Here is a 20,485-nt window from a genome sequence, read left to right on the forward strand (position 1 = left end):
TCATGACTCCTTTTTATTATTTAAATTAATGGTGTGTTGTTTAAGGTTTATTTTGCTGCGCAAGTAATGTTCGTTTTCCCGGGTCAGGAACACCCCAGACGGAATCGTTTTGTTGATGGTGACGTCACAGGCGATTAATGCCGTGACTTTCGCCGGGTTGTTGGTGATGAGGTCAATGGTGTGAATGCTCAGTGCCTTGAGCATGTCGGCGGCCACGTCGAACTCTCTCAAGTCATCGGCATACCCGAGCATTTGATTGGCGGTAAAGGTATCAATACCTTGGGATTGAAGTTGATAGGCATCAAACTTCGAATACAGACCAATGCCACGGCCTTCTTGACGCAGGTAAATCAAAACCCCGCCGCCGCGGCTGGTCATTGTGCGTAGCGCTTCTTTTAATTGCGCGCCGCAATCGCAACGCCTGGAACCAAATACATCTCCGGTCAGGCATTCAGAGTGAATACGGGTAAGTACGGGCAGCGTTCGGTAGTTGCCAATCAGCAAGGCAAAGTGTTCCTCATCAATGCCGTTAAAAGAGACAAACTGAGTCAGAAGGGGAACCCCTTCTATCGGGATTTCAACAGAGGTTTTTAAAGTAACTGTTTTCATCTTCAGCTCCTTGCATAACCCTGCTGCGCGCAGGGGCGAATAGTGAGTCAGTGAAGAGGTGATGAGTTATTTATCGCGGGGTGGATAATCTTTTAGCGCTGGGCAAACACACCGCCGTTAGCACGGTCATCAATGACAATACGGTCACTGTTGCCAGGCCTACTTGAAAAAAGGTGCCGTCCGATTCACCCGTTAGCCAGCGGTCAGGCATATAAAACGCGGCCAGCAGCGCAGGCACTGATTGCCCGATCAGTGCATTGAGCTGCATCACTGAGCTCATCAAGACTGTGGCGTTATGAAGACGGAGTTGTTCTATGCCCCACAGGCTGGTGGTGGAGTAACCGAGAAACTGAACCGAGCGCGCGCAGCCATGTACAAAACATAACCCCCAGAGTGTGATCGGCTCCTCAATCAAACGCGTGTTATAGAACAGCCCCAGGCTTAGGGTGGTGGCGAGTGACGCGCCGATAAAGAAGGGTTTGAGGTGACGACAACCGGTGAGTAGTTTTACGGCCACCGGTTTTGCGAGGAGGTTGCCGGCGAATATAAAAAACAGACAGTGCCCGGTGAACACGGCCGAGGCGTCGGCATCTTTCATCAAGCCGATGATCAGCAGCGTTGGAAAGGCATAGATACTGATCCGAAATAAACTCCCGGACATCAGGTTGAGCTTAAAGAGTGGGTTATTCAGCAGCGTTAGATCAAACAGTGTTGTGTGGCGGGCGTAACGCAGCGTTAAGGTCAACAGTGCGCCACCGACCAGCGTCCAGATAGCGGCAATAGCGGCGAAGTAGCCTTGGTGAGTCGAGCTGAACACAAACACCATAAACAATGCCCCGCAAAACAAGCTCCAGAGTGCATAGGCCGGGCGGTTCAGTGTTGAGGGTTGACTGAGGGGGCTGGGCAGGGACCGCAGCCAAAGCCGACAGGCAATAAAGAGCCCAACGGCCAACAGCGCGACAAACACAAAGATCATGCGCCAGCCCCCTGCGCCTAACATCAGCGTGGCGATGTAGGGTGCAGCCATCGGGGCTGTGAGCGCAGGGGCGATCAACCAGGCCATGGTTCTGGGCATGTGATGTTTGGGGGTGTAGGACAGTATCAAGGCGCGTCCGGCAGGAACAATTAACGCACTGCCAAAGCCTTGAATAAACCGGGCAAAACATAGGGTCAAAAGGTCAGGGCTAAGGGCGCAGACCCATGAGCCCACGAAAAATATCAGCAAGCCTGCTTGAAATTTTCCAGCAAGCCCCAGCGGGTTGAACAGATAACCACTGAGCGGTGTGAAAACGGCCAGCGCCAACACATACGTGGCCAATGACAGTGTGACTTCGCTGATGCTGGCGTTTATATCGTTGGCCATGGGCACGATTGCCACAATCATCACGGTGGCATCCAGTACCTCAAGAAAGAAGGCGGCGGCCACCGTGAGGATCTGTGCATGGCTCGCCGTGAGGGTGGGCGCGTTCATAAGGCCAGCGCTACGCCAGTGCTGCGGGGGTCGGCTGAGGCGAACACCCGGCCATTGAAGGTGTTGATGCCAGCGAGTTGTACCACCCCGAGTTTTTCGGACAGCCCGTGAGTGCAGGTGAAAACAGGATCGGCCTGTTCCGATTCACTTAAATAGGTTGTCGCTCGGGTTTTAGGGTGACACCCGAGATTGGCATAACGGGGGCTGGCTATAGCGGTTTGAATCGGACACTGTTGCGCCACGATTTTATTAATGATGAAGGCCAGAGTTTGCGACTGAACGGGCCCGCCAGAAGTGCCGATAATAAATTCAAGGTCACGGCAGCGGACATGCACGCAATTGGTTGTATGTTTGGCGGGGGCCGAGCCTTTGAAGTCAGACACCCAGTGAGGGCCATTAAAAGAAAAAGCGCGATTGGACAGCAGAATGCCGGTGTTTTCAATTTCGAATAAGGCGCCCAGTGGTGTAAAGATGGAATTGGTAATGCCTGTTAATGTTCCGTCGGCCTCGGCACAGGCCATAAAAACAGTGTGGGAAGGTTTAGAGGTTTGCGCGACCGGTTCGCGATCACCGAATTTAAGTTGCTGATAGATAGCCGCCGCGTGCTGGCTCAAGGTGAGGTCACTCTGCACTGCTGTCAGGGGTTGTTTTTCCAGTAATAGGTCTATAAGCCCTGCGGCCGTGCAGAACTGCCGCGGGGTGAGCACGTCAGTGTCTTCTGCACTTAATTGATAAATCTTTAACAACAGGAACAGCTCCCGCCATGGACTGTTGCTGCCATGGGCGGTGATCGTGGCCTGCATAAAGTCAGTGCTTCGGGTTTCTGACACGTTAGGTTCGAACGCTGAAAAGTCTGAAGCGCTGTAGAGCGAGGGGTCACAGGATGACATCGCATTCAGTACCTGTTCGGCTAGAACGCCGGTATACAGTGACGAGAATCCTTCTCGGTTGATTGCATTCAGTGTGTGGCGATGCAGTGACTCAAAGCCATGAGCATGAGTAAAGCAATGACTCCATTGGGAGAAGCGGGTCGACGCCGTGGTTTCATTAAGTGCGTTAATAACCGTTCGGGATAAACTGTCGGTCGCGACTAAGCCATGACTTAAATCATGTTTTATCAGCGAATGGCACACGCGGTTAATATCAATCGTGTGTGAGTGTGCGTAGCGGTCATAAGCACTGGGGCACCCATAGATCATGGTGCTGTAAATGCCCCGGCGTGGAATCGAGGTTAACCCTCTTGTTAAATAACTTTGTCGGTGTTGATTGTGTGCTGTTTTTCCAGTGCCATTAAGCAGATCGAACTGGCCCTGACGCGACTGCATAATAATTGCATCACCGCCCAAACCGCATAAGTGCGGGAGGTTGAAGGTCAGTGAAAGTGCAGCGCTTATGGCGGCATCACAGGAATTGGCAGATAAAAAGTACTCAGACATACCCAAGGTTGATGATTTGAAGTGCGGTGTTGCAATACTGAATGAAAGACCCTGCGCTAAATTTGACATAGAGCGGCCTCACAATGAATGGCTGAATAAGCTATCGAGTCAGTGGTCGTGCTTGACGGTGTTTTAGTTATAGCGGGTCTATAGGTAAGTGCAATTTAAAGGTGCGTAAGAATAATCCCTAGAGTTTGAGGAATTTGCCTACACAATTTATTCGCTTTTACCGAGGTGTGTTGTTGGAAGTGTGTTGATTCATGTTTATTTGAAGTGATAAGCACACTTCGTTCGGGGCCAGTTTAGCCCCGGCGTGCTCTTTACTGTTTAAGGTGTTTGGCCTGGGGTGATATCACGCTCCACGGGCTGTTCATCGGTGTCGAACCCTACCGGGAATTTGCCCTTCAGTTGCCAGGCAAAAGCAATGATTTCAGCCAGTGTTCGATACAGCTCCTGCGGGATGCTGTCCCCCAACTCCATCCGAGCCAGCAGTGTCACCAGTTCGGCATTTTCGTAAATCGGCACTTCGTGCTCGCGGGCCAGTTGCAAAATGGCCTCTGCCAAAGCATCGTCGCCTTTGGCGGTCAACGTGGGTGCTTGTTTGCCGTCGTATTTAAGCGCAATGGCCTGACGTGGTTCGGGTTGTCGGTTCATGCTGTTTCATCCACCCAGCGTTGTTCCAGAGGGCGTTGGCCACCTTGCGGTGGCGTGCCGTGATGGCAGACGAGATCAGTCACCGTCAATCCTGCATCGTTCAAGCGTTGGCGCAAATGACCTAACTGGCTGGTAATGAGTTCGGTTGTAAATACCCGCTGTGCCCACAAGTGCCCCGACAGGTTCCCGCGAATGAGCTGCGCCTGTACGTGCAAAGGGCCCAACGGTGTCAGGTCGAAGGCCAGTTCAACGCGCCACAGCGGGTCTTTGTGTTCGCGCAGTTCAGGGCTGTCCTGTGTCTCTTTTTCGGGTGGGTCTTCGCGCTGGAATTTGACCTGCAAAGACACGATGTCATGGGCGTTACGCATCGGAATCTCAAGCTGCCAGGTGGTCAGCTGATTGCCTTCCGCCGTGCGTGTACTTTGTTCAAGGCTGGACAGCTGATGACTTTGCAAGCGTGACAGGGCCGCGGCGGCCAACTTGAGAAGGGTTTGCAGGCTGTCTTCGCCATCGCCGCTGTGCAGCGTGCGTTGTGGCAGCGGAAACCCCCCGTTCTGCGGCTTGGCGCTGATCTGGCCAAGCATGCCCAAAGCATTGCGCACAAAGTTCGGCATGGCCTGCGCCTGGGTGCTGGCAGCGATGCCGGGGTTGAAGTTGGAATTGGCAGGCGTGCCGGGCAGGATGTGCGCAATCAGGCGCAGAAGCGTGGCCTTCATGTCTACGTTCAGCGACTGAGGCTGGCCATTGAGCAGGTTGGCTTCCAGAAAGGCGCCGCTGTTAAGCAGGGCTGATCTCAGCAGGGCAGGGTTGCTCAACTGCGGCGCAGTCGGTAAAGCGGCCAGCAGTGAGTCAATCTTCGCGCGTAACGGGTCAGGCATGTCATCGCCGGGGGCCAGCTTTTGCAGAGCGCTGAGCAGCCCTTGCAATGAACCTTGGCGGCTTTGCTGGGCTGCCAGTTGTTGCGCCAGTGCCAATTGGTCTTGTCGACCGCTCAGCGGGACGAAACTCAAGGTGTGTGCATCTTCAACCTGTGCGCTCAACAAACTGCCGACCCGTAACGGTTGCGGGCTGTCCAGCGTCAGGGTATGGGTGCTTACGGCGGTGTTGAGCACACTGACCAGTGAGCGATAGGTCGGCGCTTCCCCGGCTGACTGGGCCAGTACTTGGGTGGTCAGCACTTTGCCTTGCAGCAGCGTCCCCACCGGTAACTGTTGCAGGTCAAGGCGGGTGAGCGGGGCGGCGGCGCTGCTCAAGGCCTGTTGCAGATTGATCGTCAGGCTGCCCGCTGAAGATTGGCTGACGTTCAATAACGTGCCCAGTGCGAAGGGTTGGAGACTGCTGACTTGCACGTTAGTTTGACGCCCGCCTTCGAGGGTCAGTTTAAGCAGCAGTTGGAAGCTGGCATCGGCCTGTTTCAGCGACAGCACCTGCGCCTGAGCACTTTGCCCGGGCCCTATCAGGCCGTTCAGGGGAGACAACAGCTGGAGCATCTGCGCGCCAGAGACGCCGGGGCGTACACTGGCCCGGTTGGCAGGTAGGATAGGCGGAATAGTCATGTCGCTTTTCATCGTTACAACCTGTCGAAAATGCCCTCTTTTATGTAGGACATGGCATGTATAATGCCGCCCCGTCATTTAGAGAGTGGCAGAACATCACAAATGTTTGATCCAGCGCTCTTAAACAGGCCGCAAATGCATTTATCCTGCATCACTTTAACGGCCGCGCCTGAGCCGACTTGAACCGTGAAGGCCTCAATTACGTGACCAGCCCTCTTCTAGACGCCGTAGCGCTCGCCTGTGAGCGTGACGGGCGGATATTGTTCGAACACCTCGACCTGCATCTGGCCAGTGGCGACATGCTGCAAATCAGTGGCCCCAATGGCAGCGGCAAAACCAGCCTGCTGCGTGTATTGGCGGGTCTGATGCAGCCCACTGCGGGCGAAGTGCGCCTCAATGGCGAAGCGCTTGAGGGGCAGGGCCGCCACCTGCTGTGGATTGGTCACGCGGCCGGCATCAAGGATTTGCTCAGTGCTGAAGAGAATCTCGCCTGGTTGTGTGCTTTGCATCGGCCTGCCGCCCGTGAGGCTATTTGGGTAGCCTTGGCCGCCGTCGGCCTTAAGGGCTTTGAAGATGTGCCGTGCCATACGTTGTCGGCCGGTCAGCAGCGTCGCGTTGCTCTGGCCCGTTTATATCTGGACAGCCCACCGCTGTGGATTCTCGACGAACCCTTTACCGCGCTCGACAAACAAGGCGTCGCCGAGCTTGAAGAACACCTGGCCAGCCACTGCGAGCGCGGCGGCGCAGTGGTGCTGACCACTCACCACACCCTGAGCCGCACACCGCCCGGTTATCGCGATATTGACCTGGGGCGTTGGGCACCATGAATGTGTTCGCCACGTTAGTGGCGCGTGAAGCGCGCCTGTTGTTTCGCCGCCCGGCTGAACTGCTCAACCCGCTGGTGTTTTTTGCGCTGGTGATCGCCTTGTTTCCGCTGGCGGTCGGCCCCGAAACACAGCTGTTGAAAACCCTGTCTCCGGGACTGCTGTGGGTCGCCGCACTGTTATCGGTGCTGCTTTCGCTGGACGGACTTTTTCGCAGTGATTATGAAGACGGCTCACTCGAACAGTGGGTGCTTTCACCGCACCCGCTGGCGCTGCTGGTATTGGCCAAGGTGTTTGCACACTGGGCGTTTTCCGGCTTGGCGCTGGTGATCCTTTCGCCACTGCTGGGGTTGATGCTGGGGTTGCCGGTGGCCTGCCTGCCGGTACTGCTGATATCGCTGTTGCTCGGTACCCCGGTACTCAGTTTGCTCGGCGCCGTGGGCGCTGCGTTGACCGTGGGTCTCAAACGGGGCGGGCTGTTGCTGGCGCTGCTGATTTTGCCTCTTTATATTCCGGTGCTGATTTTAGGCAGTGGCGCCTTGCAGGCGGCATTGCAAGGCATGCCTGCGAGTGGATATTTACTGTGGCTGGGCAGTTTGACTGCCTTGGCCGTCACCCTGACACCTTTTGCTATAGCGGCCGGGCTGAAAATCAGCGTCGGCGAATAATGAGGTCTGGCCCCACACAGGCCAGTAAAGACCCTGGCTGGCACGGCACTCAACCTGTCGTGACTGGCACCGTGATGGAAACAGCGTGATGAACTGGACTTGGTTTCACAAACTCGGCTCGCCTAAATGGTTTTATGCCATCAGTGGGCGGCTGTTGCCGTGGTTAAGCTGCGCCGCCGTGTTGCTGATCAGTTGCGGGGTGGTCTGGGGGCTCGCGTTTGCGCCGCCGGACTACCAACAAGGCAACAGTTTCCGAATTATTTATATCCATGTTCCTGCGGCCATGCTGGCGCAGTCTTGTTACGTCATGCTGGCCGTGTGCGGGGTCGTGGGGCTGGTATGGAAGATGAAAATTGCCGACATTGCCCTGCAAAGTGCGGCGCCCATTGGCGCCTGGATGACGGCAGTTGCACTCGTCACCGGGGCGATCTGGGGCAAGCCGACCTGGGGCGCGTGGTGGGTCTGGGACGCACGTTTGACCTCAATGCTGATTTTGCTGTTTCTGTACTTCGGCCTGATTGCCCTGGGCAACGCCATCAGCAATCGTGACAGCGCCGCCAAGGCCTGTGCGGTGCTGGCTATTGTCGGCGTGATCAATATCCCGATCATCAAATACTCCGTGGAGTGGTGGAACACCCTGCATCAGGGCGCCACGTTCACCCTCACCGAAAAGCCCGCGATGCCGGTGGACATGTGGCTGCCTTTACTGCTGACTGTGCTCGGCTTTTACTGCTTCTTTGGCGCCGTATTGCTGTTGCGCATGCGCCTTGAGGTGCTCAAGCGCGAGGCCCGCAGCAGTTGGGCAAAGGCTGAAGTGTTGAAAGCGCTGGAGGGCACCCAATGAGCTTTGATTCTTTGAGCGACTTTTTGGCCATGGGCCATCATGCGCTGTATGTCTGGTCGGCCTACGGCATTTGCTTGGCGGTGCTGGGGTTGAACGTGGCGCTGCCCTTGCTGGCGCGCCGTCGGTATCTGCAACAAGAGGCGCGTCGTCTGCGCCGGGAGAACGCGAAGTGAACCCGCTGCGCAAGAAACGTCTGATCATCATTCTCGCCGTTCTGGTCGGCGTCGGCGCTGCTGTTGCGCTGGCCTTGAGTGCTTTGCAACAGAACATCAACCTGTTCTACACCCCGACTCAGATTGCCAATGGCGAAGCGCCACTGGACACGCGAATCCGCGCAGGCGGTATGGTGCAAGCCGGGTCGCTTAAACGCTCCGGGGATTCGCTGGATGTCGAATTCGTGGTCACTGATTTCAACAAGTCAGTGTCCATTCAGTACCGCGGCATCCTGCCGGATCTGTTCCGTGAAGGGCAGGGCATCGTCGCGTTGGGCAAGCTTAACGCTCAGGGTGTGGTGGTGGCCGACGAAGTACTGGCCAAGCATGACGAAAAGTACATGCCGCCCGAAGTCACCAAGGCACTCAAAGAAAGTGGCCAGTCGGCACCTGTCCCGGCCAAAGAGGTTAAGTAATGACGTTTGGATTGATCGTTCCTGAATTGGGCCAACTGGCCATGATTCTGGCCCTGTGCTTCGCCATCGTGCAGGCCATTGTGCCGCTGCTGGGCGCCTGGCGCGGCGACAAGTTATGGATGAGCCTGGCGCAACCTGCGGCCTGGGGCCAGTTCGCCTTCCTGCTGTTTTCGTTCGCTTGCCTGACCTACGCGTTCATGACGGATGATTTTTCGGTCAGGTATGTCGCCAGCAATTCCAACAGCGCGCTGCCGTGGTACTACAAATTCAGCGCCGTGTGGGGCGCTCACGAAGGTTCGTTGCTGTTGTGGGCGATGATTCTGGGCGGCTGGACCTTTGCCGTGTCGATCTTTTCGCGGCAATTGCCGCAGGTGATGCTGGCGCGGGTACTGGCGGTCATGGGCATGATCAGCATCGGCTTTCTGCTGTTTTTGATCGTCACATCAAATCCTTTTGCGCGCCTGTTGCCGCAAATTCCTGCGAACGGCAATGACCTTAATCCGCTCTTGCAGGACATTGGCCTGATTGTTCACCCGCCCATGTTGTACATGGGCTATGTCGGATTCTCGGTGGCCTTTGCCTTTGCCATCGCCGCCCTGCTGGGGGGACGCCTGGACGCTGCATGGGCACGCTGGTCGCGCCCTTGGACCATCGTCGCTTGGGCCTTTCTCGGGATCGGCATCACCTTGGGCTCGTGGTGGGCGTACTACGAACTGGGCTGGGGCGGCTGGTGGTTCTGGGACCCGGTCGAAAACGCCTCCTTCATGCCGTGGCTGGTAGGCACTGCGTTGATTCACTCGCTGGCGGTGACGGAAAAGCGCGGTGTGTTCAAAAGCTGGACGGTGTTACTGGCCATTGCTGCGTTTTCGCTCAGTTTGCTGGGCACGTTTCTGGTGCGCTCGGGTGTGTTGACCTCGGTGCATGCCTTCGCCTCCGACCCTGAGCGCGGCGTGTTTATCCTGATCTTCCTGCTATTTGTGGTGGGCGGTTCACTGACCTTGTTTGCGCTGCGTGCGCCGGTCGTTAAAAGCCATGTCAGCTTCAAGCTGTGGTCCCGTGAGACCTTGCTGCTGGGCAACAACCTGATTCTGGTGGTGGCCGCGTCAATGATTTTGCTGGGCACGTTGTACCCGTTGATTCTGGATGCCATCAGCGGTGCCAAAATGTCGGTCGGCCCCCCGTACTTCAATGCGCTGTTTATCCCGTTGATGGCCCTGTTGATGATGGTGATGGCGGTGGGTGTGCTGGTGCGCTGGAAAGACACCCCGCTCAAATGGCTGCTGAGCATGCTGACCCCGGTGTTACTGGGCAGCGCGGCGCTTGCGGTGATTGCGGGTTTGGCGTGGGGCGATTTCAATTGGGCGGTGTTGGCCACCTTTATGCTGGCCGCGTGGGTGTTGTTGGCCGGGGTGCGCGACATTGGCGACAAAACCCGTCACAAAGGCTTGATCAAAGGGCTGCGCAGCCTGACGCGCAGTTATTGGGGGATGCAGATTGCCCACCTGGGCATCGCGGTCTGCGCGCTGGGTGTGGTTTTGTCGAGCCAAAGCAGTGCCGAGCGAGATTTGCGTCTGGCACCGGGCGAGTCGATGGAGCTGGGCGGTTATCACTTTATGTTCGAAGGCGCACGCCACTTCGAAGGGCCGAACTTTACCTCGGACAAAGGCACGGTGCGTGTGATCCGTAACGGCAAGGAAGTCAGCGTGCTGCACCCCGAGAAGCGCTTGTACACGGTACAGAACTCCATGATGACCGAAGCCGGGATCGACGCAGGGTTCACCCGTGACCTCTATGTGGCGTTGGGTGAGCCTTTGGGTGACGGCGCGTGGGCGGTGCGGGTGCATGTGAAACCCTTTGTCCGCTGGATTTGGTTCGGCGGTTTGTTGACGGGCTTTGGCGGGCTGCTGGCCGCGATGGACCGTCGTTATCGAGTCAAGGTGAAAAGCCGTGTGCGTGATGCGCTGGGCATGACGGGAGCCGCTGTATGAAGCGCTGGTTGATGCTGATCCCGCTGGCCGTGTTTTTAGGCATGGCGTGGTTTCTTTACAAAGGTCTGTATCTGGACCCCACCGAGTTGCCCTCGGCGATGATCGACAAGCCGTTCCCGGCGTTCAGCTTGCCGTCGGTTGAGGGCGACAACACCCTGACTGAAGCCGACCTCAAGGGCAAACCGGCACTGGTCAACGTCTGGGCCACCTGGTGCATCTCGTGCCGGGTCGAGCACCCGGTGCTGACCAAGCTGGCCGAGCAGGGCGTGGTGATTTATGGCGTGAACTACAAAGACGTCAATGCCGACGCGAAGAAGTGGCTCAAGGACTTCCATAACCCCTATCAACTCGACATCAACGATGCTGATGGCTCGTTAGGCTTGAACCTTGGGGTGTACGGCGCCCCTGAAACCTTTCTGATCGACAGCCAAGGCGTGATTCGTCACAAGTTTGTCGGTGTCATCGACGAAACGGTCTGGCGCGAACAACTGGCCAGCCGTTATCAGGCGTTGGTTGACGAGGCCCGGCCATGAAGCGCTGGTTAGCGGCTGTTGCGTTGGGCCTGACATTGACCGGCGCGGCCCATGCGGCCATCGACACCTATGAGTTTGCCGATGACACCGAGCGAGCGCGCTTTCGTGAATTGACACAGGAGCTGCGCTGCCCCAAGTGCCAGAATCAGGACATTGCCGACTCCAATGCGCCGATTGCCACCGACTTGCGCCGTGAGATCTACCGCATGCTCGGTGAGGGTAAAAGTAACCAGCAGATCATCGACTTTATGGTCGATCGCTATGGTGACTTTGTACGCTACAAACCGGCCCTGACCGGCAAAACCGCTGTGCTGTGGTTTGGTCCTCTGGCCTTGCTGGTCGGCGGAGTGGTGCTGATCGGCGTGATCGTCGGGCGCCGTCGACGGGTTTCGCAGGCCGAAGGCGCGGACTCTCTTTCTGCCGAGGAGCGTCAGCGCCTCGCCGCTTTGCTGGATAAAAACCAAGATGATTGAATTCTGGCTCGCAGCCGGTTTGCTGCTGCTGATTGCCCTCAGCTTTTTATTGATTCCGGTGTTGCGTGGGCGCCGTGCCCAGCGTGAGGAAGACCGTACCGCATTGAATGTGGCGCTGTATCAAGAACGTCTGGCCGAGTTGCAGGCCCAGTTCGAAGACGGCGTGTTGAGCGCGCAGCAGTTTGAAGACGGCCGTGCAGAAGCGGCGCGCGAACTGTTGGCCGACACGGAAGGTGTGGCCCCGGCGCGGGTTTCGAGTTTGGGCAAAGCGCTGCCCGTGTTAGCTGCGATCATGGTGCCGGTGCTGGGTTTGGGCCTGTACTTGCATTTTGGCGCCAGCGACAAGGTTGAGCTGACGGCAGAGTTTTCCCAGCCGCCGCAGTCCCTCGAGGACATGGTGTCGCGTCTGGAACGTGCGGCAGACGCGCAGCCTGAATCGGCTGAGGGCTGGTACTTTCTGGGGCGCGCCTACATGGCTCAAAACCGTCCGGCCGACGCTGCCCGCGTGTTTGAACGCAGTGCCACGCTGGCAGGTCGTCAGCCTGAATTGTTAGGCCAGTGGGCGCAGGCTCAGTACTTTGCCGACAACAAACAGTGGAGCGAGAAAACCCAGGCGCTGACCGATGAAGCCTTGAAAGCCGATCCCAAAGAAGTCACCAGTCTTGGGTTGCTGGGGATAGCAGCCTTTGAGGACAAGCGTTTTGCAGACGCGATCGGTTATTGGCAGCGCTTGATGAATGAACTGCCCGAGGGCGATCCGGCGCGTGCGGCCTTGCAAGGCGGCATTGAAAAGGCCCGTGAGCAATTGCTGGCCAGTGGTGCAAAACTGGTAACAGCGCCACAGGCCAAGTCGCTGGCCTCAATCAAAGTCAGTGTGGACCTTGCTGATGCGGCCAAAGCGACCGTTTTGCCGGGAGACAGCGTGTTTATCTTCGCCCGTGCAGTATCGGGCCCACCGGCGCCCTTGGCGGTGAAGCGTGTCACCGTGGCGGACTTGCCCATTACCGTGGAGCTGGGCGATGTGGACGCCATGATGCCGCAATTGAAACTGTCCAACTTTCCTGAAGTCATACTGATGGCCCGTATCTCGCGTGCCGGTCAGCCGACGGCGGGCGAGTGGGTAGGGCGCAGCCAGCCGATGGCCAGCAGCACCCGTGAGTTGCAGCAACTGACGATTGATAGCCCGGATAAGCAATAACCATGGCTGACCGCGTAGGACGCCCAACCTCGTAGTAGCTGTCGAGTAGTGCGAGGCTGCGTTCGACGATGCAATCGTCGCAAGTTCAATGAGCAGGGTGTTTGAGCCATCACATACCCGCTCATTGTGATACGCCTGACTCACCGGATTGAATGGTTTTACGGCGGCTTTGCCGCCGATCGCAGCCTCGCGGAGCTCGTCAGCTGCTACAGGTTTTTGCATGCCTTGGTCAGCGGACCCACCCCAAAAATCCTTGCCTGAATAATGTGTAAACAAGAGAAATAGTCATGAATCCACTTGCACGCATCACCTTGCTCAGCCTGGCGTTAGGTCTGAGCGCCTGTGCGGTTCATCAGCCTTACGAACCGACTCAACCTTCCACGCCTGCGCCGCAGCCCTCGCCACAGCCCTCTGGCAAGCCGCTGCCGGACATGCCCATCCCGAAACCGCCCAAGCCGCTGCCGCGCACCTCGGCCACCTTCGCGCCGCCGCCGGGTGGTCCGAGCCATTGGGATGCCCGCCTTGGGGTGTATGTGCTGGATGACCAGACCAATGTGTTCTATCGACAGCGCGCCTATTACCGCTGGAACAACGGCTGGAGCCGCGCCGTCAGCCCCAACGGGCCGTGGGAAGAAACCGACATCAGTGGCGTGCCACCGGGGTTAAGTCGGCAGTTCAAGTAATACTTCTGAGCCATCACTCATCTGTGAGGAGAGCTCCAACGGGCGGGCAGGCTTGATTGGCGCGTTATTCATGACGCTGTTGAGCTGTAATAAATGACAGTTCAGCAGCAGGTTTTAGCCTGTTAGGCTCAAACGGGACGCAGCGGTCTGCTTTCGCATGTCCCGTTGTAGCGCGGTCGACTTCGTTCTGTCCTGCCCCTTCAAGAGGAGCGATGGCAATGCCTTACCACTCCTTAGAGAAACCTAAGCAACCGGATCGCAGGGCTGTCGTGCCCACACAACGGCCTTATGTGTGGGGTAGTGTTTTGTTAGTCAATAATCTTGGGCTGTATGCGTACCGCAGTGCCAGTGGCTTGAATTACGATAAGTCGGTCACTCTGGATTATCAAAAATTCACCATCAAGCAGTTTGAGTTGCACAGCCCTTCGGCCTCCAAAGAACTGATCATACAAGCCCATGGCAATTTGCGGTCGCCGGTACACAAAGTCCGAGGTTCCAGCCATGTACTGAATTTTTACACGCCTCAAGAGACTGATTTAATCGCTCGGCCCAATGATTTTTTCAGGTTTCAGGCGCGAAAAATAACGGTGGCCCCTGTGGAGGTGATCGAGGTGGGGGAAGAGTCTCGGGATTACAACTTGGCGTACTCTGAGGCGTTTGAAAGCGGTGTTTCTTCATTTTTCCATCAAAGTCAGGCGTTGAATCCTAAGCCGCCCATCGAGTCACTGGCAGACATCGACGCTCTAAATTTCCACGATGTCTTGACGATTAAGCCAGGGAAAACTGTGACGCTTTCAGAGGTGCTGAAGCAGTTACCTGGCTATAGCAAAGTGCATTGTTTTTTCTGCCGCAGCCGCTTTCCGGGCAGAAAGGAATATGCGCCCTTTTCAGATATCCAGGAGCGTGAGTAATTAGGAGGCCATTACCATCGTTATTTTTTCTTCACGGCGCGCTTGGTGGTGGTTTTCGTAGCCACACTCTTGCGTTTTTTCTTCCACGCAGGTGCCACGCCCGCCGGGCTGGCCGGGCCTTTGATAGTCATGGTCATGGCGCTGCACCGCTCGATATGTTTGCTCATCCACGCGGCCTGTTTGGCCACGAAGATGTCGAGGGGCATTTCGCCGCTTTGCACCATATCCAGAGCCTGTTCCCAGATAGCAGTGGTGCCAGGGTCGGCGATGGCCCGGGGCACGGCATCAATCAGGCTGAATGCGGCTGGCGTGGCAGCAAGGGCCTTGCCGTTTTTGCTCAAGTAACCTCGATCAATCAAACCCTGAATAATCCCGGCACGGGTCGCTTCGGTACCAATGCCCGTGGTGTCCTTGAGTTTTTGTTTGAGCAGTGGGTCTTGCACCAGCTTGGCGACGTTTTTCATCGCTTTGATCAGGTCGCCTTCGGTGAAAGGTTTGGGCGGCTGGGTCCACAGGTCTTTGAGGTGGACGTTGGCAACGGCGCAGTCCAGCCCTTCGAGCAAGCGTGGTAATGGTTGTGGGGCCGGGGCTTCGCGACCTTTGGACGGGGTGAGGGCTTCGGGCAGGGCGCGCTTCCAGCCGGGCTCGACAATTTGCTTGCCCACGGCGCGCAAGGCCTGGCCCGCGCAATCAAAGTCTGCCTGGGTGCGGTCATATTCGTGGTTGGGCAGAAATTGCGCCAGGTAGCGCGCGCGAATCAACGTGTAAACCGCACGGTGTTTGCCGCTCAGGCGCTCAAGGTTCTTTGCCGCAGCTGTAGGAATGATGCCGTGGTGAGCGCTGACTTTGGCGTCGTTCCAGGCCCGAGAACGGCGCTGGGGGTCAAGGTGCCCGGCCAGCGGCGCTAGCGCCGAATCGGCATGAGCCAAGGCGGCAAGGATAGCGGGCGCTTCACCATGCTGGCTTTGCGGCAAGTAACCGCAATCACTGCGCGGGTAGGTCACCAATTTGTAGGTTTCATACAGCGCTTGAGCGATGTCGAGGGTTTCCTGAGCGCCAAGACCGAGCTTTTTCGAGCAGATCTCTTGCAAGGTGCCCAGGTCGAAGGGCAGGGGGGCCACTTCCCGCATGCGCTCGGTGCGCAGTTTGATCACCCGGGCACTGTTGGCGTTTTGCATGGCAACCGCTGCCTGTTGCGCATGGGCCTGATTGAGGCAGCGGTCTTGATCGTCGCAGGTGTCGGGGTCAGCGCGCCATTGGGCGGTAAACAGCTGGGTGTCGTGGTTGAGCTGTACGTCGATGGCCCAGAAGGCGACGGGCACGAAGTCGCTGATGCTGCGATCACGGTCGACCACCAGCCGCAGTGTCGGCGTTTGTACCCGACCCACCGGCAGAACGCCTTGATAACCCGCCTCACGCCCCAGCAGGGTAAACAGGCGGCTCATGTTCATGCCGATCAGCCAGTCAGCCCGGGAGCGGCCCAGGGCCGAGTGGTAGAGGTTGAAGGTTTCAGCGCCGGGCTTGAGTGCGGCCAATGCTTTGCGAATGGAGGCGTCGTCCAGTGCGGACAACCACAGGCGCTGAATGGGCCCGCGATAACGGCAATGCTCGACCAGTTCACGGGCGATCATTTCACCCTCACGGTCGGCGTCGGTGGCGATTACCAGTTCGCTGGCTTCGCCGAGCAAGCGCTTGACGGCCTTGAACTGGCTCGCGGTTTTGGGCTTGACGCGCATTTTCCATTTGGCGGGGATGATCGGCAGATCAGCCAGCACCCAGCGCTTGTAGCGTTCGTCGTAGGCGTCCGGCGGGGCTGTTTCAAGAAGATGGCCTATGCACCACGTGACCGTGGCATTGGCCCCCACCCAGCAGCCATCACCGCGTCGGCTGGCACCGAGCACGGCTGCAATGTCTTTGGCCTGGGAGGGTTTTTCACACAAAAACAGCCGCATTGGTCCACTCATTCACGCTTCGCAGAAGAGGCGCAGCATGAGCAGTCACGGGCAATAGAGCAAGGTATTTTTACTGGTTGGATGTACAGCTTAAGCTGCAAGCTGCAAGCTGCAAGCTGCAAGCTGCAAGCCGCAAGCTACAAGCTAGAGGCAGACCCTGTACTACTTCTAACTTGCCGCTTGCCGCTTAAAGCTTGCAGCTTCACAACCTACTGATTGTAAATCTCATCGAACACGCCGCCATCGTTGAAGTATTTCTTCTGCACGTCGCGCCAGTTACCGAAGGTTTTCTCCACCGACAGGAAGTCGACTTTCGGGAAGCGATCGTTATATTTTGCCAGCACTGCCGGGTCGCGAGGGCGCAGGTAGTTGTTGGCGGCAATTTCCTGACCTTCGGGCGACCACAGGTATTTGAGGTAGGCTTCTGCCACTTCGCGTGTGCCCTTTTTGTTGACCACTTTATCGACCACGGTCACCGGCGGCTCGGCTTCAGCCGAAACGCTTGGGTAGATCACTTCGAACTGGTCACGGCCAAACTCGCGGGCAATCATTTCCGCTTCGTTTTCAAAGGTCACCAGTACATCGCCAATCTGGTTGGTCATAAAGGTGGTGGTGGCTGCACGGCCGCCGGTATCCAGCACAGGCGCCTGTTTGAACAGTTTGGCCACGAAGTCTTTGGCCTTGGTCTCGTCGCCACCGTTTTTAAGCACGTAGCCCCACGCCGAGAGGAAGGTGTAGCGGCCATTACCCGAGGTTTTCGGGTTGGGGACGATCACTTGCACGCCATTCTTGAGCAGGTCAGGCCAGTCGTTCAATCCTTTTGGGTTGCCTTTGCGCACGATAAACACGGTGGCCGAGGTGAAGGGTGCACTGTTGTTCGGCAGGCGGGTAACCCAGTCCTCAGGCACCAGTTTGCCGTTGTCGGCCAAGGCATTGATGTCGGTGGCCATGTTCATGGTGATGACGTCTGCGGGCAGGCCGTCAATGACCGAGCGCGCCTGTTTGCTGGAGCCGCCAAAGGACATCTGAATGGTTTGTTTGTCACCTTTGTGTTCGGCTTCCCAGTGCTTTTGGAAGGCGGGGTTGTAGTCTTTATAGAAGTCGCGCATGACGTCGTAGGACACGTTCAGCAGAGGTGGCTGGGCGGCATGGGCGACAGCGCCCAGCGCCAGGCCAGCGGCCATAATGGAGGCGGTAAAGAGTTTTTTCACTGCAGAGTCCTTGTTATAGGGAGCAATAGGGGCACTTTGCTCGCGACTATAGCGGCTGGCGCATAGTCCTTAAAAGATTAAAAAGCACTTTGTTTATACGTTTTTGGTAAATAGCGCATTACCGCAGCGCGAGCAAAAAGACGCCGAGGATTCGTGGCGGTTTTTCTTGCAGGTGGGGCAGTCGTGTTCGAGCTTTTCGCCGCGCATGGCGTTGCTCAACTCGGCGGTGAAAATCCCGGTGGGTACGGCGATGATTGAATAGCCGGTGATCATCACCATGGCCGAGATGATTTGTCCGATGACGGTTCTGGGCACGATATCGCCGTAACCCACAGTGGTCAGGGTGACGATGGCCCAATAGATGCTCACCGGAATGCTCGTGAAGCCATGTTCCGGGCCTTCGACCACATACATCAAGGTGCCGAATACCGTCACCAGGGTGCACACGCTGACCAGAAACACGACGATTTTCTGTTTGCTGCCACGCAACGCCGAGAGCAGGTAGTTGGCTTGGCTTAAATAAGGCACCAGCTTGAGCACCCTGAAGATGCGCAGCATGCGGATGATGCGAATAATCAGCAGGTACTGCGCGTCGCTGTAATAAATCGCCAGAATCCCCGGCAAGATAGCCAACAGATCCACCAATCCATAGAAGCTGAAGGCATAGCGCAAGGGTTTAGGGGAGCAATACAGGCGCAGGCCATACTCCACCGCAAAGACAAAGGTGAAGCCCCATTCGATATAGGCCAGCACATGGGCATAGTTACGGTGAATGCTGTCGATACTGTCGAGCACGACGATCACCAGGCTGCACAGGATGATCAGTAACAATGTCTTGTCGAAGCGGCGTCCGGCCGCGGTGTCGGTTTGAAACACCATCACGTAGAGGCGTTGGCGCCAATCTTGGTTGTTCATGCAGGTTGCTCTAATCCCGAATCCCAGCAGAGTCAGGGATTAGCGCTCAATGCGCAACCCGGATTGCGTGTTCGAGCGGACAAACAGGCGCCGGCAGGCCAGCACCAGCCAGCATCCCAGCACAAAAGGAGCGGTCAATAGAGGCAGGCCAAGGGCGACCAGTGCAGGTGTTATCAGTAGGCTGGCGATAATGCCCAGCAGCGGCAGCCAGATGCGCCGTGACTGTTGGCTCAGGGCCAGCGCTACCAGCGCCGGGTTGTAACCGGCCAGGCCGCTTAAAGCGGTTTGCGTGTCGTGTTGCCAGAGCGCACACACCAACCCGGCCAATGAACCTGTCAGTGCCCACAGGGCGCTTCGCCAGTTACTCAGCCACAGGCCGATCACAATCAACAGCCCGGCCAGCGGGTGGTCCATCAGCATGACTTGAGCGATACCGGTGAACAGGGCCTGCGCCAGTGTTAGGACGCTCATAAGCTGTTCCTGGGCGATCACAGGGGTGGGCGAGCTGTTGAGGTAAAGCAGGGCCCAGCCGATGCCGACAAAGGGCGCGGTGTAGGCATTGTTCGCGTGCTTGAGCCAGTGATGAATCAGGATGCTACTCACTCCGGCACAGGCGATGATCAGCAGGGGCAGCATGGCTGACCAGGGCAGTTGGTGGGCCAAGAGCAGGCCCAGCAAAACACCGTTATAGCTGTAGAGGCCTGCCTGTCGTTGTGCCTTGGGATAGTCGCGACGTTGTGCGGTTAACAGCCCCGCAACGCCGCCAAGCAACGCGCCACCCAGCAGGGTAGGGGCGCAGAGCAAAATGGCCAGCAAGCACAACACGCCGCACACCGGCCGGCGTTGCAGGAAGATCTGACTAAAACCCGCGCACAGGGCGGTGGCCCAGTCGGGGCAGTGTTGACTGAGGGAGGGGGCGTTCATGGTGGCTACTCTGGGGACGCGTGCGGGCAGGGGACGAAAACCGCGAAAAGGGCCACTTCGCAGCCCATCGCAGCCTTCGTGCCTCGTCAGCGGCTTGTGCGGGGTTACTCGTCGCGAATCGAGAAGTTGGCCATGTGTTCCAGGCCTTTGATCAGCGCCGAGTGATCCCAGTTGCTGCCGCCCAGTGCCGCGCAGGTGCTGAAAACTTGTTGCGCGTTGGCGGTGTTGGGCAGGTTGATCCCCAGTTCACGTGCGCCCGCCAGTGCCAGGTTGAGGTCCTTCTGGTGCAGGCTGATGCGGAAACCCGGATCAAACGTGCCTTTGATCATGCGCTCGCCATGCACTTCGAGGATTTTGGATGAGGCAAAACCACCCATTAACGCTTCACGGACTTTGGCCGGGTCAGCCCCGTTTTTGGCGGCGAAGACCAAGGCCTCAGCCACCGCCTGAATGTTCAGGGCAACGATGATTTGATTGGCCACTTTCGCGGTTTGACCGTCGCCATTGCCGCCGACCAGGGTGATGTTCTTGCCCATGCTTTGCAGCAGAGGCAGGGCGCGCTGGAAAGTTTGTTCGTCGCCGCCGACCATGATGCTCAGCGTCCCAGCCTTGGCGCCTACCTCACCCCCCGATACCGGTGCGTCGAGGTATTGAGCGTTTTTGGCGTTGATTTTTTCTGCAAAGGCCTTGGTGGCGGTGGGTGAGATCGAGCTCATGTCGATCACTACTTTGTTTGGGCTCAGGCCCGCGGCGATGCCGTCTTCACGGAACAATACATCTTCGACCTGCGGGGTATCGGGCACCATGACGATGATGAACTCGGCTTCCTGAGCCACTTCTTTGGGGCTGGCCAGCGCCACGGCGCCCGCGGCCAACAGTTCAGCGGGGGCGGCGCCGTGATGGGTCGACAGGAACAGGCTGTGCCCGGCCTTTTGCAGGTTGCTGGCCATAGGCGAACCCATGATTCCGGTGCCGATAAATCCGATTTTAGCCATGACAAATCCTCT

21 protein-coding genes are annotated in these 20,485 nt (G+C 57.4%); 11 read left to right on the forward strand and 10 right to left on the reverse strand.

Annotated features, from left to right (window positions below):
• The 5 genes from ribA to ACI7MX_RS07040 form a co-directional block, all read right to left on the reverse strand.
• Positions 1–609 carry a GTP cyclohydrolase II RibA gene (ribA, locus tag ACI7MX_RS07020; protein WP_405588040.1) on the reverse strand — a complete coding sequence of 203 codons (609 nt, stop codon included), beginning with the start codon at positions 607–609 and terminating at the stop codon, positions 1–3.
• A gap of 70 nt (positions 610–679) precedes the next feature.
• A complete protein-coding gene (locus tag ACI7MX_RS07025) occupies positions 680–2,080 on the reverse strand; it encodes an MFS transporter (protein WP_405588043.1) in 1,401 nt (466 codons plus the stop codon).
• On the reverse strand, positions 2,077–3,585 hold the full coding sequence (locus ACI7MX_RS07030; protein ID WP_405588046.1) for a gamma-glutamyltransferase: 1,509 nt from the start codon (positions 3,583–3,585) through the stop codon (positions 2,077–2,079). Before ACI7MX_RS07030 ends, ACI7MX_RS07025 begins: the two co-directional genes overlap by 4 nt.
• A gap of 258 nt (positions 3,586–3,843) precedes the next feature.
• Entirely contained in the window at positions 3,844–4,170 is a 327-nt protein-coding gene (locus tag ACI7MX_RS07035; protein WP_314481599.1) for an EscU/YscU/HrcU family type III secretion system export apparatus switch protein, read from the reverse strand.
• A complete protein-coding gene (locus tag ACI7MX_RS07040; protein WP_405588050.1) occupies positions 4,167–5,738 on the reverse strand; it encodes a flagellar hook-length control protein FliK in 1,572 nt (523 codons plus the stop codon). Before ACI7MX_RS07040 ends, ACI7MX_RS07035 begins: the two co-directional genes overlap by 4 nt.
• 191 nt (positions 5,739–5,929) lie before the next feature.
• On the opposite strand from ACI7MX_RS07040, the gene ccmA reads away from it, so the two are divergent.
• From ccmA to ACI7MX_RS07095, 11 genes are all read left to right on the forward strand, one after another.
• On the forward strand, positions 5,930–6,553 hold the full coding sequence (ccmA, locus tag ACI7MX_RS07045) for a cytochrome c biogenesis heme-transporting ATPase CcmA (protein ID WP_405588413.1): 624 nt from the start codon (positions 5,930–5,932) through the stop codon (positions 6,551–6,553).
• On the forward strand, positions 6,550–7,218 hold the full coding sequence (gene ccmB, locus ACI7MX_RS07050) for a heme exporter protein CcmB (protein ID WP_405588053.1): 669 nt from the start codon (positions 6,550–6,552) through the stop codon (positions 7,216–7,218). Before ccmA ends, ccmB begins: the two co-directional genes overlap by 4 nt.
• An 85-nt stretch (positions 7,219–7,303) precedes the next feature.
• Positions 7,304–8,062, forward strand: coding sequence for a heme ABC transporter permease (locus tag ACI7MX_RS07055; RefSeq protein WP_314481608.1), 759 nt, complete (start codon positions 7,304–7,306; stop codon positions 8,060–8,062).
• Positions 8,059–8,235 (forward strand): heme exporter protein CcmD, encoded by a 177-nt coding sequence (ccmD, locus tag ACI7MX_RS07060; RefSeq protein ID WP_314481610.1) that lies wholly within the window; start codon positions 8,059–8,061, stop codon positions 8,233–8,235. Before ACI7MX_RS07055 ends, ccmD begins: the two co-directional genes overlap by 4 nt.
• Positions 8,232–8,690, forward strand: a complete 459-nt coding sequence (ccmE, locus tag ACI7MX_RS07065) for a cytochrome c maturation protein CcmE (RefSeq protein ID WP_314481613.1) — start codon at positions 8,232–8,234, stop codon at positions 8,688–8,690. The genes ccmD and ccmE overlap by 4 nt, the downstream gene beginning before the upstream one ends.
• A gap of 14 nt (positions 8,691–8,704) precedes the next feature.
• Positions 8,705–10,678 carry a heme lyase CcmF/NrfE family subunit gene (locus ACI7MX_RS07070; protein ID WP_314481977.1) on the forward strand — a complete coding sequence of 658 codons (1,974 nt, stop codon included), beginning with the start codon at positions 8,705–8,707 and terminating at the stop codon, positions 10,676–10,678.
• Positions 10,675–11,211, forward strand: coding sequence for a DsbE family thiol:disulfide interchange protein (locus tag ACI7MX_RS07075; protein WP_405588058.1), 537 nt, complete (start codon positions 10,675–10,677; stop codon positions 11,209–11,211). Before ACI7MX_RS07070 ends, ACI7MX_RS07075 begins: the two co-directional genes overlap by 4 nt.
• A complete protein-coding gene (locus ACI7MX_RS07080) occupies positions 11,208–11,684 on the forward strand; it encodes a cytochrome c-type biogenesis protein (protein WP_314481617.1) in 477 nt (158 codons plus the stop codon). The genes ACI7MX_RS07075 and ACI7MX_RS07080 overlap by 4 nt, the downstream gene beginning before the upstream one ends.
• Positions 11,677–12,882 carry a c-type cytochrome biogenesis protein CcmI gene (ccmI, locus tag ACI7MX_RS07085; RefSeq protein WP_405588061.1) on the forward strand — a complete coding sequence of 402 codons (1,206 nt, stop codon included), beginning with the start codon at positions 11,677–11,679 and terminating at the stop codon, positions 12,880–12,882. The genes ACI7MX_RS07080 and ccmI overlap by 8 nt, the downstream gene beginning before the upstream one ends.
• A 287-nt stretch (positions 12,883–13,169) precedes the next feature.
• Positions 13,170–13,565, forward strand: a complete 396-nt coding sequence (locus ACI7MX_RS07090; RefSeq protein WP_314481621.1) for a hypothetical protein — start codon at positions 13,170–13,172, stop codon at positions 13,563–13,565.
• Positions 13,566–13,783: 218 nt separating this feature from the next.
• Positions 13,784–14,476: a putative adhesin gene (locus ACI7MX_RS07095; protein ID WP_405634564.1), complete on the forward strand. Its 693-nt coding sequence runs from the start codon at positions 13,784–13,786 to the stop codon at positions 14,474–14,476.
• Between the two features lie 20 nt (positions 14,477–14,496).
• Here ACI7MX_RS07095 and ACI7MX_RS07100 read toward each other — a convergent pair whose 3' ends face one another.
• The 5 genes from ACI7MX_RS07100 to ACI7MX_RS07120 form a co-directional block, all read right to left on the reverse strand.
• The gene (locus tag ACI7MX_RS07100; RefSeq protein WP_405588068.1) at positions 14,497–16,428 is read right to left on the reverse strand and encodes a DNA topoisomerase III; all 1,932 of its coding nucleotides are present in this window, start codon (positions 16,426–16,428) and stop codon (positions 14,497–14,499) included.
• 209 nt (positions 16,429–16,637) lie between these two features.
• Positions 16,638–17,639, reverse strand: coding sequence for a sulfate ABC transporter substrate-binding protein (locus ACI7MX_RS07105; protein ID WP_405588071.1), 1,002 nt, complete (start codon positions 17,637–17,639; stop codon positions 16,638–16,640).
• A gap of 93 nt (positions 17,640–17,732) precedes the next feature.
• The gene (locus ACI7MX_RS07110) at positions 17,733–18,554 is read right to left on the reverse strand and encodes an ion transporter (RefSeq protein WP_405588074.1); all 822 of its coding nucleotides are present in this window, start codon (positions 18,552–18,554) and stop codon (positions 17,733–17,735) included.
• A 39-nt stretch (positions 18,555–18,593) separates the two neighbouring features.
• Positions 18,594–19,478: an urea transporter gene (locus tag ACI7MX_RS07115; RefSeq protein WP_405588077.1), complete on the reverse strand. Its 885-nt coding sequence runs from the start codon at positions 19,476–19,478 to the stop codon at positions 18,594–18,596.
• Between the two features lie 104 nt (positions 19,479–19,582).
• Positions 19,583–20,473 carry a 2-hydroxy-3-oxopropionate reductase gene (locus ACI7MX_RS07120; protein WP_405588080.1) on the reverse strand — a complete coding sequence of 297 codons (891 nt, stop codon included), beginning with the start codon at positions 20,471–20,473 and terminating at the stop codon, positions 19,583–19,585.
• Positions 20,474–20,485 lie beyond the last annotated feature (12 nt).

It is taken from the genome of Pseudomonas sp. 2024-210, assembly GCF_045062345.1.
GTDB lineage: Bacteria > Pseudomonadota > Gammaproteobacteria > Pseudomonadales > Pseudomonadaceae > Aquipseudomonas.

Excerpts from the sequence above, each read along its gene's own strand:
- ACI7MX_RS07030 (WP_405588046.1), bottom strand. The coding sequence starts at position 3,585 with ATGTCAAATTTAGCGCAGGGTCTTTCATTCAGTATTGCAACACCGCAC.
- ACI7MX_RS07095 (WP_405634564.1), top strand. The coding sequence starts at position 13,784 with ATGCCTTACCACTCCTTAGAGAAACCTAAGCAACCGGATCGCAGGGCT.
- ACI7MX_RS07110 (WP_405588074.1), bottom strand. The coding sequence starts at position 18,554 with ATGAACAACCAAGATTGGCGCCAACGCCTCTACGTGATGGTGTTTCAA.
- ccmB (WP_405588053.1), top strand. The coding sequence starts at position 6,550 with ATGAATGTGTTCGCCACGTTAGTGGCGCGTGAAGCGCGCCTGTTGTTT.
- ACI7MX_RS07035 (WP_314481599.1), bottom strand. The coding sequence starts at position 4,170 with ATGAACCGACAACCCGAACCACGTCAGGCCATTGCGCTTAAATACGAC.
- ACI7MX_RS07075 (WP_405588058.1), top strand. The coding sequence starts at position 10,675 with ATGAAGCGCTGGTTGATGCTGATCCCGCTGGCCGTGTTTTTAGGCATG.
- ACI7MX_RS07100 (WP_405588068.1), bottom strand. The coding sequence starts at position 16,428 with ATGCGGCTGTTTTTGTGTGAAAAACCCTCCCAGGCCAAAGACATTGCA.
- ACI7MX_RS07120 (WP_405588080.1), bottom strand. The coding sequence starts at position 20,473 with ATGGCTAAAATCGGATTTATCGGCACCGGAATCATGGGTTCGCCTATG.
- ACI7MX_RS07080 (WP_314481617.1), top strand. The coding sequence starts at position 11,208 with ATGAAGCGCTGGTTAGCGGCTGTTGCGTTGGGCCTGACATTGACCGGC.
- ribA (WP_405588040.1), bottom strand. The coding sequence starts at position 609 with ATGAAAACAGTTACTTTAAAAACCTCTGTTGAAATCCCGATAGAAGGG.
- ACI7MX_RS07115 (WP_405588077.1), bottom strand. The coding sequence starts at position 19,478 with ATGAACGCCCCCTCCCTCAGTCAACACTGCCCCGACTGGGCCACCGCC.
- ccmI (WP_405588061.1), top strand. The coding sequence starts at position 11,677 with ATGATTGAATTCTGGCTCGCAGCCGGTTTGCTGCTGCTGATTGCCCTC.
- ccmD (WP_314481610.1), top strand. The coding sequence starts at position 8,059 with ATGAGCTTTGATTCTTTGAGCGACTTTTTGGCCATGGGCCATCATGCG.
- ACI7MX_RS07025 (WP_405588043.1), bottom strand. The coding sequence starts at position 2,080 with ATGAACGCGCCCACCCTCACGGCGAGCCATGCACAGATCCTCACGGTG.
- ACI7MX_RS07040 (WP_405588050.1), bottom strand. The coding sequence starts at position 5,738 with ATGAAAAGCGACATGACTATTCCGCCTATCCTACCTGCCAACCGGGCC.
- ACI7MX_RS07090 (WP_314481621.1), top strand. The coding sequence starts at position 13,170 with ATGAATCCACTTGCACGCATCACCTTGCTCAGCCTGGCGTTAGGTCTG.